This window comes from Lutibacter sp. A64, assembly GCF_022429565.1.
Lineage (GTDB): Bacteria > Bacteroidota > Bacteroidia > Flavobacteriales > Flavobacteriaceae > Lutibacter.
The window spans coordinates 1,029,031-1,046,047 of the sequence record NZ_CP092487.1 but is presented as its reverse complement, the minus strand read 5'-3'; the positions used below and the strand labels follow the sequence as shown (position 1 = coordinate 1,046,047).

Annotated in this window: 15 protein-coding genes; 12 read left to right on the top strand and 3 right to left on the bottom strand. The window is 27.4% G+C overall.

All coding sequences use genetic code 11. The features are described 5' to 3' along the window. The first annotated feature begins 14 nt into the window (after positions 1 to 14). The 12 genes from MKD41_RS04285 (at position 15) to MKD41_RS04230 (ending at position 12,699) form a co-directional block, all read left to right on the top strand. Entirely contained in the window at positions 15 to 4,343 is a 4,329-nt protein-coding gene (locus tag MKD41_RS04285; RefSeq protein WP_240244204.1) for a CusA/CzcA family heavy metal efflux RND transporter, read from the top strand. Positions 4,344 to 4,435: 92 nt separating this feature from the next. Further along, complete coding sequence (locus MKD41_RS04280) at positions 4,436 to 5,575, top strand: efflux RND transporter periplasmic adaptor subunit (protein WP_240244203.1); 1,140 nt, start codon at positions 4,436 to 4,438, stop codon at positions 5,573 to 5,575. An 89-nt stretch (positions 5,576 to 5,664) separates the two neighbouring features. Continuing rightward, positions 5,665 to 6,492 (top strand): prohibitin family protein, encoded by an 828-nt coding sequence (locus MKD41_RS04275; protein WP_240244202.1) that lies wholly within the window; start codon positions 5,665 to 5,667, stop codon positions 6,490 to 6,492. Between the two features lie 205 nt (positions 6,493 to 6,697). After that, the gene (locus MKD41_RS04270; protein ID WP_240244201.1) at positions 6,698 to 7,252 is read left to right on the top strand and encodes a TlpA family protein disulfide reductase; all 555 of its coding nucleotides are present in this window, start codon (positions 6,698 to 6,700) and stop codon (positions 7,250 to 7,252) included. A gap of 101 nt (positions 7,253 to 7,353) precedes the next feature. After that, positions 7,354 to 7,800 carry a hypothetical protein gene (locus tag MKD41_RS04265; RefSeq protein WP_240244200.1) on the top strand — a complete coding sequence of 149 codons (447 nt, stop codon included), beginning with the start codon at positions 7,354 to 7,356 and terminating at the stop codon, positions 7,798 to 7,800. A gap of 1 nt (position 7,801) precedes the next feature. Further along, positions 7,802 to 8,326 carry a hypothetical protein gene (locus MKD41_RS04260; protein WP_240244199.1) on the top strand — a complete coding sequence of 175 codons (525 nt, stop codon included), beginning with the start codon at positions 7,802 to 7,804 and terminating at the stop codon, positions 8,324 to 8,326. Positions 8,327 to 8,402: 76 nt separating this feature from the next. Further along, positions 8,403 to 8,825, top strand: coding sequence for a hypothetical protein (locus MKD41_RS04255; protein WP_240244198.1), 423 nt, complete (start codon positions 8,403 to 8,405; stop codon positions 8,823 to 8,825). Positions 8,826 to 8,883: 58 nt separating this feature from the next. Then, positions 8,884 to 9,438: an RNA polymerase sigma factor gene (locus MKD41_RS04250; RefSeq protein WP_240244197.1), complete on the top strand. Its 555-nt coding sequence runs from the start codon at positions 8,884 to 8,886 to the stop codon at positions 9,436 to 9,438. 41 nt (positions 9,439 to 9,479) lie between these two features. Beyond that, complete coding sequence (locus MKD41_RS04245) at positions 9,480 to 10,847, top strand: hypothetical protein (RefSeq protein ID WP_240244196.1); 1,368 nt, start codon at positions 9,480 to 9,482, stop codon at positions 10,845 to 10,847. Positions 10,848 to 10,909: 62 nt separating this feature from the next. Continuing rightward, positions 10,910 to 11,191 (top strand): hypothetical protein, encoded by a 282-nt coding sequence (locus tag MKD41_RS04240; protein WP_240244195.1) that lies wholly within the window; start codon positions 10,910 to 10,912, stop codon positions 11,189 to 11,191. A gap of 19 nt (positions 11,192 to 11,210) precedes the next feature. Continuing rightward, a complete protein-coding gene (locus MKD41_RS04235; RefSeq protein WP_240244194.1) occupies positions 11,211 to 11,999 on the top strand; it encodes a hypothetical protein in 789 nt (262 codons plus the stop codon). A gap of 241 nt (positions 12,000 to 12,240) precedes the next feature. Continuing rightward, on the top strand, positions 12,241 to 12,699 hold the full coding sequence (locus MKD41_RS04230) for a hypothetical protein (protein ID WP_240244193.1): 459 nt from the start codon (positions 12,241 to 12,243) through the stop codon (positions 12,697 to 12,699). Between the two features lie 20 nt (positions 12,700 to 12,719). On the opposite strand, the gene MKD41_RS04225 is transcribed toward MKD41_RS04230, so the two are convergent. The 3 genes from MKD41_RS04225 to MKD41_RS04215 form a co-directional block, all read right to left on the bottom strand. Further along, a complete protein-coding gene (locus tag MKD41_RS04225) occupies positions 12,720 to 13,907 on the bottom strand; it encodes an aspartate aminotransferase family protein (RefSeq protein ID WP_240244192.1) in 1,188 nt (395 codons plus the stop codon). A gap of 2 nt (positions 13,908 to 13,909) precedes the next feature. Beyond that, positions 13,910 to 15,523: an OstA-like protein gene (locus MKD41_RS04220; RefSeq protein WP_240244191.1), complete on the bottom strand. Its 1,614-nt coding sequence runs from the start codon at positions 15,521 to 15,523 to the stop codon at positions 13,910 to 13,912. A 219-nt stretch (positions 15,524 to 15,742) separates the two neighbouring features. Next, a complete protein-coding gene (locus MKD41_RS04215; protein ID WP_240244190.1) occupies positions 15,743 to 17,017 on the bottom strand; it encodes an adenylosuccinate synthase in 1,275 nt (424 codons plus the stop codon).

Genomic DNA, 17,017 nt, shown 5'->3' with positions numbered 1-17,017 from the left:
CTAACTAATTAATTATGTTACAAAAAATTATTAAATTAAGTATAGATAATAAACTTATCATACTTTTAATAACTGCTGCAATAGCGGGTTTTGGGATATTTTCTCTTACTCAAATACCTATTGGTGCTGTACCAGATATTACAAATAATCAAGTACAAGTTATTACAACTTCAACAAATTTATCAACCCAAGATGTAGAACAATTTATAACGTATCCTGTAGAATTAGAAATGGCAAATTTACCTGGTGTTCAGGAGATTCGTTCTGTTTCAAAATTTGGATTATCTGTTGTTACCATTGTTTTTGATGATGCTTTGGGAACTTATTTGCCACGTCAATTAATCGCTGAGAAAATTAAATCAGCTTCAGAAAAAATTCCAGAAGGATTTGGAACTCCAGAAATGGGCCCAATTACCACAGGTTTAGGTGAAATTTATCAATATATTTTAGATACCAAACCCGGATTTAAAGATAAATACTCTGCAATGGAATTACGAACTATTCAAGATTGGGTGGTTAAACGTCAATTATCCGGTATTCCAGGTGTTGTAGAAGTAAATACTTGGGGAGGGTTTCTAAAGCAATATGAAGTTGCTCTAAATCCAGAGAAATTAAAATCTTTAAACATAACACATACTCAGGTGTTAGATGCTTTAGAAAAAAATAACAGTATTGCAGGTGGTGGTTATATTGAAAAAACTAACAAAAGTTATTTTGTACGTGGAGAAGGAATGATAACATCATTAGACGATATTAATAATATTGTTATAAAAAATGTAGATGGTGTTCCTATTCTTATAAATAATATAGCTGAAGTTAAATTTGGCTCGGCAAATAGATTTGGAGCAATTACCGGAAACGGAGAAGGTGAAAAGGTATTAGGACAAGTAATGATGCTAAAAGACGGCGATTCTAATAAGGTAATAAATGCAGTAAAAGAACGTGTTGAAGAAATTCAAAATACTTTACCCGAGGGTGTTTTTATTAATGGTTTTTTAGAACGGAGTGAATTAATTGGTAAAACAACTTTTACGATAGCTGAAAATTTAATTATTGGAATTATTATTGTAATTTTTGTAGTTATTTTATTATTAGGAAGCATGCGTTCTGGGTTAGTAGTTGCTTCGGTTATTCCATTATCGTTGCTTTTTACACTATCCTTGATGTATATTTTTGGTGTAGATGCTAATTTAATGAGTCTTGGGGCTATAGATTTTGGTATTATAATAGATGGAGCCGTAATTATTGTAGAATTTATTGCTTTTAAAATAACAAGTGACAGAAAGGAATTAATGCTACTTTCCAAAAGTGAACGGCAAGATAGTATTGATGAGATTACTTATAAAAGTAGTTCTAAAATGATGACTTCTGCTGTTTTTGGTCAGCTAATAATTTTAATTGTATTTATTCCAATTTTAACATTAAGTGGCGTAGAAGGTAAAATGTTTAAACCAATGGCAATGGCATTTAGCTTTGCTTTAATAGGTGCTATGTTTTTATGTTTTACTTATGTACCAGTGATTTCATCGATCTTTATTAAGCCAGAAAAAATTACAAAAAACAATATTTCTAAACGTTTAATGTCATTTTTTTATAAAATGTACGAACCCGTAATAACTTGGTCATTATTTCATAAAAAAACTGTAATTACTTTATCAGTAGTGTTACTTGTATTTACAGGAGTGCTTTTTAGTAAAATGGGAGGTGAGTTTATACCAACTTTAGACGAAGGAGATTTTGTTATTCAACCGGTTTTACAAACAGGAACGTCACTTACTAAAACTACTGAAATAACTACACAAATTGAACAGATTTTATTAGATAATTTTCCAGAAGTTGCTCAAGTTGTTTCACGTATTGGAGCAGCCGAAGTACCTACCGATCCAATGTCTATGGAAGAAAGTGATGTAATTATTAAATTAAAACCTAAAGGCGAGTGGGTGTCAGCTGATTCAAAAGATGAGTTAGCTGATAAATTTAAAGAGAAACTTTCTATAATACCGGGTGTTGATTTTGAATTTACACAACCTATTGAAATGCGTTTTAACGAATTGATTACAGGTGTTAGAACCGATGTTGCTGTTAAAATATTTGGTGAAGATTTAAGTATTTTGGCAACTAAAGCAGATGAGATTAAAAGCAAAATTGCAAATGTTGAAGGTGCATCAGATATTATTGTTGAAAAAATTGATGGATTACCTCAAATGACAGTTACATATAACAGAAGTAAAGTTGCACGTTACGGTTTAAATATTCAGGATTTAAATCAAGTTGTTTCAATGGCATTTGCAGGAAATACGGTAGGAAATGTTTTTGAAGGTGAACGAAGATTTGACTTGGTAGTTCGTTTACAAGCTGAAAATAGAAACAATATTGAAGATCTTAAAAATTTATATGTTGATACCCCTGCTGGAAATAAAATTCCACTAAACGAAGTTGCAACAATAAAATATACAAAAGGACCTGCAAAAATTTCGAGAGATGATACTAAAAGACGCATTGTAATTGGAGTTAATGTTAGAAATAGAGATATGGAATCTGTAGTTCAAGAGATTAAAGCTATTATTGACACGCAAGTAAAATTACCAGTTGGTTATTCTGTTTCTTATGGCGGACAATTCGAAAATTTAAACAGTGCGAAAGCACGTTTAAAAATTGCAGTTCCAATTGCATTATTATTAATATTTATTTTACTTCATTTTGCGTTTAATTCTATAAAAGAGGCATTAATGATATTCTCAGCAATTCCTTTATCTGCCGTTGGTGGAGTGTTATTTTTATGGATTAGAGGCTTACCATTTAGCATTTCTGCGGGTGTTGGTTTTATAGCATTATTTGGAATTGCAGTGTTAAATGGTATTGTGCTTATAGAACATTTAAAATCGTTAAAAGAACAAGGTTTTAATGATGTTAACAAACGTATTTTAAAGGGAACTAAAGAACGTTTGCGACCAGTAATATTAACTGCAGCTGCGGCTGCTCTTGGTTTTTTACCAATGGCAATTTCAACTAATGCTGGAGCAGAAGTTCAACGTCCGTTAGCAACAGTTGTAATTGGTGGTTTAATTACAGCAACCATTTTAACAATGATTGTTTTACCAATTTTATATTCAATTTTTGATACTAAAAAATTTAAAATGAAAAGTACTAATAAAAGTTTAACAATATTAATTTTATTGTTTTTAACAGTTTCATTTTTTGGGTATTCTCAAGAGAAAACAATTGAATTAGAAGATGCTATTTCAATTGCAGTAGAAAATAATAAAGAGTTAACTATTAAATATTTAGAGCTAGATAAAAGTAAAAAAATAGAGAATATTGCTTTTAATATTGCCAAAACTAGTTTTTATTATACAAAAGATAGAACTAATTTAGGAATTGATGGAAAACCATTTGAAACCTACGGAATAGATCAAACTATTGAGTTTCCAACAGTATATTTTGCAAGAAAAAAAGCAAATGTGATTACTTCAAGTTTGGTAAGTTTAAATTATGAAATGGCTAAAGATAATTTAATTAAAGAGGTTACAAAAGCATATTATAAAATAGTGTATTTAAATAATAAGCAAACGTATTTAAAATATGTAGATAGTTTGTATGCCGATTTTTCTAAAGCTGCAAAACGAAAATTTGAACTTGGCGAATCTAATTATTTAGAAATGATAACAGCACAGTCTAAATACAAACAATATGCTGCGTTATTAAGTCAAGTTAAAAATGACATTTCCATTAGTAAAACCCTTTTTAATGGATTACTTCAAAGTGAAGAAAATTATAAAATTAATAAAGCAGTGTTGAATGAAATTAAAGTAATTCAGCCTGATTTACAGCAACATTTATTAAATGAATATACTTTTCAAAACAGTAAATTATCTAAAGTTAAAAAAAGAATTTCAACACAAGAACTATTACCAGATTTGCAGTTTAACTATTTTAATAGTAAAGATTTAAAGGCAAATGTTTCGGTAAATAGTTTTCAGGTTGGCATTGCTATTCCGCTATTTTTATTTGAAAAATCATCTAAAATAGCTGCTTCAAAAATTGAAGAAGATATTGCAAATGAACAAGCTTTTGATTTAAAATTCAAACTAAATTCTAAGTATAAAATGTTATTAGAAGAACTTCAAAAAAGCAATTCTCAATTAAACTATTTTAAAGAAAGTGGTAATAAAGTTGCAAAAGAAATTTTGAAAACAGCAACTTTAAGTTATAAAAATGGTGAAATAGATTTTTTTCAATACATACAAAGCATTGAAACATCTAATCAAATTAGCTTAGATTATTTATTCAATTTACATACTTACAATAAAATTGCTTTAGAAATAAATTACTTAAACTTATAAAAAATAAAAAGAGCATGCTAAAGAGTTTATTATTGAACAGAATGACAAATAGCGAACAGCATGTGACCTTTAATAAAAAATAAAATATACACATGAAAATATTTAATATATATAAATTAGTATTGGTTTTAACATTACTAATAAGTGCGTGTTCTACTTCAAAAAAAGAAGAACAAATAATAGAATCTAAAGAAGATACTGCTCAAGTAACTGTTACACAAGCTCAATTTTCTAATTCTAAAATGGAATTGGGAAGTATTACTTTACAACCTTTTTCTGAAGGAGTTGTTACTAATGGTTTTATAGATGTTCCACCTTCTGGAAAAGCAAAGGTAAGTGCAATTATGGAGGGTTTTATTAAAACATTACCTCTTTTAATTGGAGATAAAGTAAAAAAAGGTCAATTAGTATTAACGCTTCAAAATCCAGATTTTATTGAAATTCAACAAAATTATTTAGAAATTTTTGAGCAGTTAAAGTATTTGAAAAACGAGTATGTGCGTCAGAAAACATTGTTTGAAGAGAAAATTACTTCACAAAAAAATTATCTAAAAGCCGAAAGTGATTATAAAAGTTCCGTTGCACATTTTAATTCTTTAGAACAAAAATTAAGATTGATGAATATTAATACTGAAAATGTAAAAGCAGGTAAATTTACATCGGTAATTTCAATGTATGCGCCAATTTCAGGAAGTATTTCTCAGTTAAATTCTGGTGTTGGAATGTTTATGAATGCATCAGATGTTATTCTAGAAATTGTAAATACTGAACATAAGCATTTAGAATTAATTGTTTTTGAAAAAGATGTTTTAAAAGTTAAAGAAGGTCAAAATATATTATTTAAAACACCAGAAAATTCTGAAAAAGCATATAAAGCTAAAGTTCATTTAATAGGGAAATCTATAGATGAAACAAAACGAACAGTTAAAGTGCATGGACATTTAGAAGATGAATCAGAGCAATTTTTAGTTGGTATGTTTGTGGAAGCAGAAATTATTACACATTTATTAAAAAAAAATGCATTGCCAGTAACTGCTTTATTAGAGGAAGGTGAACATTATTTTATACTTGTTCTAAATTCAAAAGATAACGATGTTTATAATTTTGAAAAGCTTCCTGTAAAGATTGGTTCTAAAAATGAAGATTGGGTTGAAATAATTGACTCTAATGACATTTTAGATAATAGGCAAATTTTAATAAAAGGAGCTTTTATTCCTTTAGATGAAGCTTAGATAATAGATAGATGTTAAATAAAACTTAAATCAGAATTTATATAAATTCTGTTTTGTATTTTTGTAATTAAACTTAAAAATGACTAAACATGAGTAACGGACAATTGCAATTACCAAAAACCTTAATGCCCTTGATTTTTATTGGGATTATAGTAATTATATTTTTATCTAAATCAACTGTAACCTTAGATTCTGGTGAAGCAGGAGTTTTATGGAAACGTTTTGATGGAGGGGTAGTAACAGATCAGCCTCCATTGGGTGAAGGATTTCATTTAGTAGCTCCTTGGAACGAAGTTTATGTTTACGAAGTACGTCAACAAGAACTTTCAGAAAAAATGAAAGTACTTTCATCTAACGGTTTAGATATTTTATTAGAAACATCTACGTGGTATTTACCAAAAGCAACTGAATTAGGAAAATTACATCAACAAATTGGAGAAAACTATTTAGAACGTATTATTAAACCAGCTTTACGTTCAGCAGCTAGAAGTGTAGTTGGACGTTATACTCCAGAACAATTATATTCAAGTAAAAGAGACGTAATTCAGAATGAAATTTTTGAAGAAACTAAAATAATTTTAAAAGATCAACATATTCAATTAAATGAAGTTTTAGTACGTGATGTTACTTTACCACCTACAATTAAAGATGCGATTGAACGTAAATTAAAACAAGAACAAGAATCTTTAGAATATGAATTTAGATTAGTAACTGCAGAAAAAGAAGCTGAAAAAGTAAGAATTGAAGCTCAAGGTAAAGCAGATGCAAACCGTATTTTAAGTGCATCTTTAAATGATCAAATTTTACGAGACAAAGGTATTGAAGCAACAATGCAATTATCTAACTCTCCAAATAGCAAAGTAATTGTTATTGGAAGTGGAAAAGATGGAATGCCTATTATTTTAGGAAATCAATAATGCGCAAGCTTAAAAGAGGCTTTTAAACACATTGTTTTACTTCTAATTAAATGCTAAGTATTTTAGCAGAAGTATGTGAAAATAATTTAAATATTATTTACAACAGCAATAATGCTTAAAAGCCTCTTTTTAAATTAAAATGTAAGGTTTTAATATAAATTACAACAAATTATAAAACCTTAATCAAAATAATAAATAGCAACTTATGAAATTCAAATTAAACAAAAAGTCTATTTCAAATATAATATTTATTTTAGCAATTGCACTTATATTATATCCTCCTTCTCGTGAATGGTTTATGAGACAAGTTGCTTTTTCACCTTCAATAGACACTGAAACTACTGAGAAAATAGACACCTACAATTGGCAATTAAATGGCTTAAATACAACAAGTATAAACTTTAAAGAACTTGAAGATAAAGTAGTTTTTGTTAACTTTTGGGCAACTTGGTGTCCACCTTGTAGAGCAGAAATGCCTATGATACAAGAGTTGTATAACGATTATAAAGATAAAGTAGCCTTTGTATTTGTTACCAATGAAAATTGGGAAACAGTAGAGGAATTTTACTTGAAAAATGAGTACAATCTTCCTAGTTATAATTCAGTAAATGCACCACCTTCAAAATTTACAGAAACCAATAGTATTCCTGCTACTTATTTAATAGATAAAGAAGGAAAAATTTTAATTTCTAAAACGGGAGCTGCAGATTGGAATAGCACTAAGGTTAGAAATCTACTAGACCAATTAATTTTAAAATAAAAGGTTTTTAGTGTAGCGTTTTGCTTTTAATGTACGTATTGAGGTTGTAACAAATTAATACTTTTTGTTATAATAATTTATAAACATTAAAAGATTTAAAAATGAAAAAAACTTTATTATTAATTGTAATTTTATTTTCGACTATTTCGTGCGATTTAGGTGATAACGAAGATTGTTATACTCCTCCACGTCAATTTAATTTTGATTTAGTTGATGCAACAACATTAGAAAATTTATTTTTGGATGAGGCTTTTACAGAAGAAGCTTTAAAAATATATGATGATACTGATACAGAAGTTAATTTTGAATTAGTTTTTTACAATGAAAAATATATTTTATCATTATATCAAATAGGTTGGGAGCTAGAGCCTAAAACCTATACAATAGAATTAAGTCCTGAAATTTCTGTCGTTTTTAAATTAGATATGGATCAAGTAACTTCAGATTCTTGTACATATTTTGAAGTTGCAACTTTTGAAGTTGAAGATTATGAATATGAAGAAGATGATACTACAGGAATTATTCAGGTAAAAATAGACCTAAACTAATATGAAAAATAAGATTCACTTTTATTTATATCTAACAATTGTTTCTTTTGTTTTATATTCATGCAGTGCTTTAGACGAAAACGATAATCTTACTTATAGCAATAATTTTGATGAGTTGTCTTTTGCATCTCCGGTATTATTAAGGATTAATTCTGAAGTATTTAACACTTTAACAACGAGTCGTTTAAGTAATATTGAAACTTCAGACTTATTTGAAATTAATAAAGCAAATAGGATTGACGATATAATAGAATTGAGTATTTCATATAGTGGTGGTTGTAAACAACATAGCTTTGAAGTAATATGGGATGGTATTGTTTATACAGACCCTCCCTGTTTTATGAATTTGTTAATCATTCACAATGCTAATAATGATAATTGTGAAGCTTTAATAACTGAAACAATCTCAATAAATTTAAAAGATTTAATAGGTGAAAATAATTATAAAGATAATTGCACCTATAATATTTTTACCGGCAATAATTCAACAAATACTGCTGATATAATTATTGAAAGTAATAACTAAAGCTTAGTTGAAATTTTAAAGTTAGTTGTGTGTAATTTAACATAGCTAAAAACGGTTTTAAATAAAATAATAAAAGATGAAAGCGTTAAAAAATATTAAAAGAATTGGCTTATTAAGTATTATTATTTTAAGTCTATCTTGTTGTAATTCTGACTCTAAAGAATCAATAGGACTTTGGGATGACAATATTAAATTATCTCAAAAAACAGTGGAATTTTCTTCAGATAAAAACTCAATTGTTATTACTACTGAAGGAGAATGGTGGTGGATTGATATGGTTACTTTAAATGATGATTCAAATTTTGATATGAATGAAATTGACACAAGCGCAAGCAATTTTATAATAGAGGAGTCTGAATTTAAAATTGAAAGAAAAAATGCAACTGAAATTCATATAGAAATGAATAAAAATGAAACAAACTCTGAAAGAATACTGTTTATTGGTTTACAAGCAGGAAATTATTTTGATAGAATAATAATTACTCAATCGGAAAATTAAAATATAAAAACACTAATAGCATCAAATAAACTTATACAACACGTTAAGTTGATTTAATTTGAAAGAAGAAGTAGCTACAAAAAATAATTTAGAAAAAATTATAGCCGAATGTAAAAAAGGTAATGTATTGCACCAAGAGATGTTATACAAGCATTTTTACGGATATGCTCTAAGTATTTGTAGGCTATATACATATTCTAATGATGATGCCGTAAGTATTTTGAATGATAGCTTTTTAAAAATTTTCTCCTCAATTAAAAAAAATGGATATAGTAGTAGTATTCCTTTTAAAAATTGGTTAAGGCGTATATTAATTAATACAGCAATTGATAGCTATCGTAAAAATTTAAAACATTATTATCATTTAGAAATAGATAATGAAGAAACTGTATATGCGGATAGTAATATAATTGAAGATTTAACAATTAAAGATATTTTAAAACTGTTAGATCAATTGCCAGAAATGCACAGAATGGTTTTTAATTTATATGAAATACAAGGGTTTAGTCATCAAGAAATTGCTAATAAACTAGAAATAGGAGAGAGTACTTCTAGAGTGTTTTTAACAAGAGCAAAAAAAAAGTTAAGAATTTTAATTAATGAAAATTTTTAAACTTAACAAACAACTAAAATATATAGGATAAAATGATTTAAATGAAAGATGATTTTGATAAAATATTAAGTGATAAAATTAGAGAGGTTTCAAATAATAATGAAATTCCTTACAATCCTGAGCATTGGAATATGTTACAGGCTAAAGTAAAGAATGAAAAAAAACGCGTATTTTTCTATTGGAAAATTGCGGCATTTCTGCTAATTTTTATTTTAGCTGGTGGAATAGGATCCTATTTATTTAATGAAGATTATACTATTAAAAACAATAAAAATCCTCAAATTATTTTAGATACTAAAAACGATTCTTTACGAATAGATTCTTTAAAAACTAACAATGCTATTTTTATTACTTCTAGTGATTTTGATAGTATAAATAACAATTCAAAAACACCTGTTGTTGATTCAATTAGTGCTCCTAAAAAATATACTTTACCATTAAAAAACAATACTAAAAAAGTAGAAAGTGCTATTGCAAAAAATACCAAAACAGCTACTCCAAATACAATTAGTATTAAAGTGGATAGTACAGAATTTTCACCTGAAAATTCATTAAATAATGATGCTTTAGCTAATTCAAATATTGAGTTAAATAATAATACTATAGTTTCGGATAGTCTTATTAATTCAGAAAATATTGCTAAAAACTATATAAATACTCAATTAAAAAAAGATACTTTAGCATTTAAAGAAGAATTGCTAGCTAAACTTGAAGAAGCTGAAGAAATTATAGAAAAAACATCAAAAAAAGCATTGAAATTTGGAGTGGAAGTGTCACCAATTTTTGATTACAATCAAGACAATGGAAGTTCTAATATTGGTTTTGTAGGTGGTATAACTGTAGAAATTCCAATTTCATCTAAATTAGATGTAAATACCGGTGTTTTTTATGCAGATCAAAAACTAAATTTAAGTCAATCTACGGCTTTATATTCAGATGTTGTTAGCGCTAAAAGCAATAGTCAGTTAATTACTGAAGAAGCGATAATAAAAGGAATAGAAATTCCTTTAAATGTAACCTATAATTTTTCTGTTGCTACAAAAGATTTGTTTGTTGCTGCAGGAGTAACTTCAACATCTTATATTAAAGAAACTATTGAATCTAATTATTTAGTAAACGGAAGGTCTAAAATAAGTACTCAAGATTATTTAGGTAATAATATTGTAAAATATGAATTAGTGCAAACAAATTCTAAAGTTACTACAGAAGCAAATTCTAGTACATTTAATTTTGCAAATTATTTAAACGTTTCATTTGGTATAAAATTACCAATTAACAAGCAGCGCCAATCAATAATTATTGCGCCTTATTTTAAATATTCGTTAAAACCACTAACATATCAACAAATAGATTTTAATAGTGGTGGAGTTCATTTAAGATATAATTTTAGCTTTTCTAATAAAAATTAATTTCGTTTAAAATCAGTGCTTTACGCAATGAAAAGTATTGATTTTTATAAAAACTAATAATTATGAGACTATTTTTGCTTTCACTTTTATTTTTATCATTTATAGCTTGTACTAAAAAAGATGATATTTCTTTAGAATATATTTTAATCGAAAAATATTGCGATAGAGTTGTTGTTGGTGGAGTTGTAGGTATTACTGATGTGTGTTTTCAAAAAGATGAAATTGTAATAGCTGAAACACTAATTATTGATTCTATAAGTGTAAGAATTGTAAAGAAAAATAACATTCTAGGTGCACAAGAATTAATAAATATACCATTGTCACATTTAAAAATTATAGATTAATTTCTTTAAAATATTTAAAATGAAAAATAGTTTATTCATATTTCTATCAATTTTAATTTTTAACTGTAATTCTAATAACGAAATATCTACTAATTCTAGATATTCTGAATTTATAAATGGAAATAGTATTACTTCAGATATAAATTTTATGCCTGAAGAAATTTATTCAATTAATGAGGTACAGGAACCACAATTAAAGTTGAAATTAATTACGGAAGAAATTTATCCGTGTATTAATTATGGCATTGCAACAACTGTATTTACAAATGCAAACGAACTAATTATAAGGTTTGACGAATTAATTATTCCTGAATTATGCTTAACTGCAATTGGATCTGCAATGTCTTATATTGATCTTACTGATAACATAACTAAAATAACCTTTATAAACGGTGACGTCATAGATTCTTATTCAATAGAAATTAATGAAGAAAAAGTAATTATTGAACCTTTTGAAACTAATTTTACAAAATTAATGTACACTAAAACGTTTAGAATTCCAGAAAATTCATTAGCCTATGTTTGTGGAACAAATACGAATAACACGGAAATTTATACAGATTTTTTAACGATATTAGAAAAAAAACCGAATTTTACAACTTTTGAATTTGAAGGAGAAGGGAGAATCCCTTACCCAGAAAGTTCTGATGGACATTGGGTGAATCATCCTTCAAAATACTTTAGATATACTAATATTGAAGAATTTTATAATTTAGAAAATATTCTTGATGATTTTTTAAAAAATGTTATTGAAGAAAACTCTGGAGTTACTATTGCTATTTATGGTTGGAATAATGTAAATTATTAATTTTATTAAAAAAATAACATAAGGTGAAGCGTTTTGCTAATTTATTTCGTATAGGTAATAGGTTAATAAATTAGATTTTCAATTTAATTACAAAATATAAAATCTTAAGAGACGAACTTTAAAGTAAATTGATAAGAATTTCTGTATTTAATCAGGTTTCAGCAGCTGTTTAAATAAACAATTAAATTATTAAACTTACTTTTTAGAAAGTCTCAAAGATTTTATAAACTATTTATCAAAGATGAAAAAAATAATAAGACTATTTATAATATTAATTTTGGTAATTTCTTGTTCTAATGATGATGAGCCAGAAGTTATTAATAGTTTTCAAGGGTATTATGAATTAATGAAAATGACTGGTGGTTTTGAAGGATCAGAAACAACTGGAGCTAAAATGGAATGGCAAGAAATTTATGTATTAAATAATACTGATAGTACGTTTGTAAAAACACGTTTCATCAACGATTCTACTTATAATGGAAATGGCACATATACTTATAAAACCATCGATAATCAGAAATATATTGAATTTTTATTTAATGAAGATATAGATTTAATTGGTAATTGCACAAATGATTTAGTAGAAGTTTTAATGGTTTTAGAAAGCGGAGATAAATTAGTTTCTACATGGAATGCTTGTGATGGTCCAGGATTAGAATACCAAAGAATAATTGAATTTTGTGGTACAGGATTAGATTAATTTATAAGCCTAAATATTTGTTAGTATTCTGCTAAAACTTCATTTAAAACTTCAATAATAATATTACAGCCTTTGTATATTTCATCTTCAGTAATAGTAAGGGGAGGCGAAATTCTAACAGCTCTTCCTTCAAATAATAACCAATAAAGTAGTAGCCCTTTTTCTAAACTTTTTAAAATTACTTTTGATGCAATTTCACTAGTTTCAACCATAACTGCAAGCATTAAGCCTTTTCCTCTAATTTCTGTAATTAAAGGATGTACTAATAATTTTCTGATTAATTTTTCTTTAGCTAAGCTTTCTTCAATTAAATTAGAATTTAAGAGTTTTTCTAATGTAGCATTTGCAGCTGCGGCAATTACTGGATGTCCTCCAAATGTAGTAATATGACCAAGTTTAGGTTGTTGTTGTAAACAGCTCATAATTTCAAAAGAAGAAATAAAAGCACCAATAGGCATTCCACCACCTAATCCTTTTCCTGTAACAACTATATGAGGGCTGGTAATGTAATTTTGAAAACCAAATAATTTTCCTGTTCTACCAATTCCTGATTGAATTTCATCTAAAATTAATAAAGCTCCAACTTCATTACATTTATCAAGTACTTTTTGTAAATAATTATTTTTAGGTTCAATAAAGCCAGCACCGCCTTGTATAGTCTCTAAAATTACACCCGCAGTATTAGTTGTAATTTTGTCTAAATCTACAGTGTTGTTAAATTCAATAAATTTAATTCCAGGAACTAATGGTCTAAATGCGCTATTTTGTTCTTCAGCACCACAAACACTCATTGAGCCTTGCGTATTTCCATGATAGCCATTTTTAGCAGCAATTATTACACTTCTTCCTGTAAAACGTTTGGCTAATTTTAAAGCACCTTCAGTAGCTTCTGTTCCAGAATTAGTTAAATAAACAGTTTCTAAATTTTTTGGTAAATTTTTAGCAAGTAAGCTACAAATAGCTACTTGTGGTTTTTGAATAAATTCACCATATACCATTACATGTGTATATTTATCAACCTGATCTTTTATAGCTTTAGATATTGCTGGGTGATTATGGCCTAGAGTATTTGCAGAAACGCCTGCAATAAAATCTAAATATTCTTTTTGGTTAGAATCGTATACATACGCTCCATTTGCATGTGATATTTGTAAGGCTAATGGATACGGGCTTGTTTGTGCTTGGTGTTTAAAAAAATTTGTTTTCAACTTTATTCTCTCTTAAGTTCGTTTTCTATAGGTGGTTTTATAACAGAATCTATAGCTTTCTGTGGTATTTCTTCAATTTCTTTTATTTTTTCAGGATTTTCATCTTCTAAAGGTTCGTCTTTTATAAAAATATCATTCTTTGTTAGAGGTCTTTCATCTTCTCTCCAAATAAATCCTGGTAATAATTTTTCATCATCACTCAATTTTTCAAACTCAGAAGGAGGGAAGGTCTTTCCTGTAATAGCTTTGTAATAATCTATACTTTTTACATCTTCGTTTTCAAAAAGAATTAAAATATGATCACTACTTTGCTTTTTATCAATTCCAAAAAGTTTATCGTGTTCATCTCTTAAAAAAAATAGGGTTTCACTATTTCCTATGGCGTCTAAAGATTCAATAGCATTATTTTTAAATTTTCCGTACATGTTTTTACCTTTTAGTTGGCTAAAACCTGCAGAATCTTTTTTTACCAACAATGCATCATTAAGTATTTTTAATGAATCTAATTGTTCTGTTTTTATATTTGATAAAAAATGAATAGTATCACCTGTTATTTGATTTCCTTCTGCCCACATTATAGGAGCTGTAAACATTTTGGTAATTCCAGTTTTTTCATTTGTAACTAAAGAATCGCATTTACCTTGTAGGTTAGACTTAAAAATTTTAACTCTTTTAAAAGCTTTAATTAAGCGCTCACCAGCTACTCCAGTAACCATTAATTTATCTCCATGAACATACATAGAGTCTTTTTCCATTACAGAAATAGCTACAGCTCTATCTGTTATAAATACAGAGTCTTTTAGCTTGTAATATTCAGCATAACCACCTTTAATAATGGTTTCGTTTATTGTATCTAATACTTTAATATTTCCGGTTGCAGAAGCAAATTCTGTATTTCTATTGTAATATAAACTATCACCTGCAATAGTTCTATCACCATAAAATATTTTAGATTTTTTTAAAAAATGAGAAATATTTGTTTTTGTGTTATGATGCCCCTTTTCTGTATAGATAGCATTTTCATTACTTGTAATTGTTGATGGACCAAATAACTCGGCAATACCTGTACTTGTGTAATAATCTAAATGATCTGAAACTAATTTACTGTCTTTGTTTGTAACATCTACTTTAGTAAATGCTTGAAATTTATTAGTTTGTAAGTAATAATTACCAATTTTACTTTTAAGCAAGTTTGTAGTATCTTTTATGGTTCCCCAACTTTTATAAAATAAATGTTGTTTTTCTCTATCAAAATATAAGGTATCTGTTTTAAGAACCATCAGTTCATCCTTTAAAACAACATCTCCCCAAGAAGTAGCCATTTTTTTATTACCATCGTAATCTACATATTTACTATATTGAAAAATAGTATCACCTTGATTGATGACAACATTACCCATAGCTTTTATTAAATTCTTTTCAGAATAAATATATGCTTTATCACAACGTAAAGTTGCACCATCATGTTCAACAAATATATTACCTATAGAAATAGTTGCTCCTGGAAATTTAGGATCAACCATGGTATTATCGGCTTTTAAAATTTTAATTTTTTTAGATTGCGTAAATGCTTGAATACTAAAAAGTAAAATAAATATGAATAAAATATTTTTCAAGTGTAATAAGTTTAGATACAAAACTAATTAAAAAGTAATAATGAAACTTTAAATACTATGTTAAAAAAATAAGCTGTTTAAAATCTATTTTTGTTTAAATCATCTAATTTATTTTAAGTTTTAATAGTGTAAATATTTACTTTACAACTTAAATAAAAATCTACTTCCCAAAAGTAGTAGGTTTAGAATGATTAACTAAATTTTAAACAGCTTATTTAATTATTTTCTAACTATTGTTTGTTTTCTATCTGGACCTACAGAAACAATTTTTATAGGCACTCCAACAAAATCTTCAATATATTTAATATAGTCTTTTAATTCTTTTGGAAGCGTATCTTCACTTGTCATAGAAGTAATATCTTCTTTCCAACCTTTAAGTTCTGTATAAATTGGAGATACGTTATGTTCTTCAATATTGTATGGTAAGTGTTCAACTTCTGTACCTTTATAATTGTATGAAGTACATACTTTTAATGTATCAAATCCAGAAAGCACATCACCTTTCATCATCATTAATTGCGAAACACCATTTACTTCAACAGCATATTTTAATGCAATTAGGTCTAACCAACCACATCTACGTGCACGACCAGTAGTAGCACCAAATTCTTGACCAACACTAGACATTATTTCTCCATTCTCATCAAATAATTCGGTTGGGAATGGACCGGAACCTACACGTGTTGTATATGCTTTAAAAATTCCAAAAACTTCACCAATTTTATTAGGAGCAACACCTAAACCAGTACAAGCTCCTGCTGCTGTAGTTGTAGAAGATGTAACAAACGGATATGTTCCAAAATCAATATCTAATAAAGAACCTTGAGCACCTTCAGCTAAAACTGTTTTTCCAGTTTTTAAAGCATTGCTTAAATATTCTTCACTATCTATAAAAGTTAGTTCTTTTAAAATTTTAATTGCGTTAAAAAATTCTGTTTCTAATTCTTTTAAATCATATTGAATATCAACATCAAAAAAGTCGATCATTTTAATATGCTTTTCTGTTAAAGCTGCATATCTTTCTTTCCAATCTTCTAATTCTAGATCTCCAACTCTCATTCCATTTCTACCGGTTTTATCCATATAAGCTGGACCGATTCCTTTTAGGGTAGAGCCAATTTTTGCTTTTCCTTTTGAAGCTTCACTTGCAGCATCTAATAAGCGGTGTGTTGGTAAAATTAAATGTGCTTTTCTAGAGATTAACAATTTTGATTTAAAATCTAGATTGAATTTTGCTAGGTTTTCTAGTTCTTTTTGAAAAATAATAGGGTCAATTACAACACCATTTCCAACTACATTTACAGCTTTCTCATGAAAAATACCTGAAGGAATTGTATGAAGAACGTGTTTATGTCCGTCAAAAATTAATGTATGCCCTGCATTTGGACCTCCTTGAAAACGAGCAATTATATCATAGTTAGAGGTAAGAACGTCTACAATTTTCCCTTTTCCTTCATCTCCCCATTGTAGTCCTAATAATAAATTTACAGCCAT

Coding starts and splice junctions, on each gene's coding strand:
- MKD41_RS04285 (WP_240244204.1), top strand. CDS start 15: ATGTTACAAAAAATTATTAAATTAAGTATAGATAATAAACTTATCATA.
- MKD41_RS04280 (WP_240244203.1), top strand. CDS start 4,436: ATGAAAATATTTAATATATATAAATTAGTATTGGTTTTAACATTACTA.
- MKD41_RS04275 (WP_240244202.1), top strand. CDS start 5,665: ATGAGTAACGGACAATTGCAATTACCAAAAACCTTAATGCCCTTGATT.
- MKD41_RS04270 (WP_240244201.1), top strand. CDS start 6,698: ATGAAATTCAAATTAAACAAAAAGTCTATTTCAAATATAATATTTATT.
- MKD41_RS04265 (WP_240244200.1), top strand. CDS start 7,354: ATGAAAAAAACTTTATTATTAATTGTAATTTTATTTTCGACTATTTCG.
- MKD41_RS04260 (WP_240244199.1), top strand. CDS start 7,802: ATGAAAAATAAGATTCACTTTTATTTATATCTAACAATTGTTTCTTTT.
- MKD41_RS04255 (WP_240244198.1), top strand. CDS start 8,403: ATGAAAGCGTTAAAAAATATTAAAAGAATTGGCTTATTAAGTATTATT.
- MKD41_RS04245 (WP_240244196.1), top strand. CDS start 9,480: ATGAAAGATGATTTTGATAAAATATTAAGTGATAAAATTAGAGAGGTT.
- MKD41_RS04240 (WP_240244195.1), top strand. CDS start 10,910: ATGAGACTATTTTTGCTTTCACTTTTATTTTTATCATTTATAGCTTGT.
- MKD41_RS04235 (WP_240244194.1), top strand. CDS start 11,211: ATGAAAAATAGTTTATTCATATTTCTATCAATTTTAATTTTTAACTGT.
- MKD41_RS04230 (WP_240244193.1), top strand. CDS start 12,241: ATGAAAAAAATAATAAGACTATTTATAATATTAATTTTGGTAATTTCT.
- MKD41_RS04215 (WP_240244190.1), bottom strand. CDS start 17,017: ATGGCTGTAAATTTATTATTAGGACTACAATGGGGAGATGAAGGAAAA.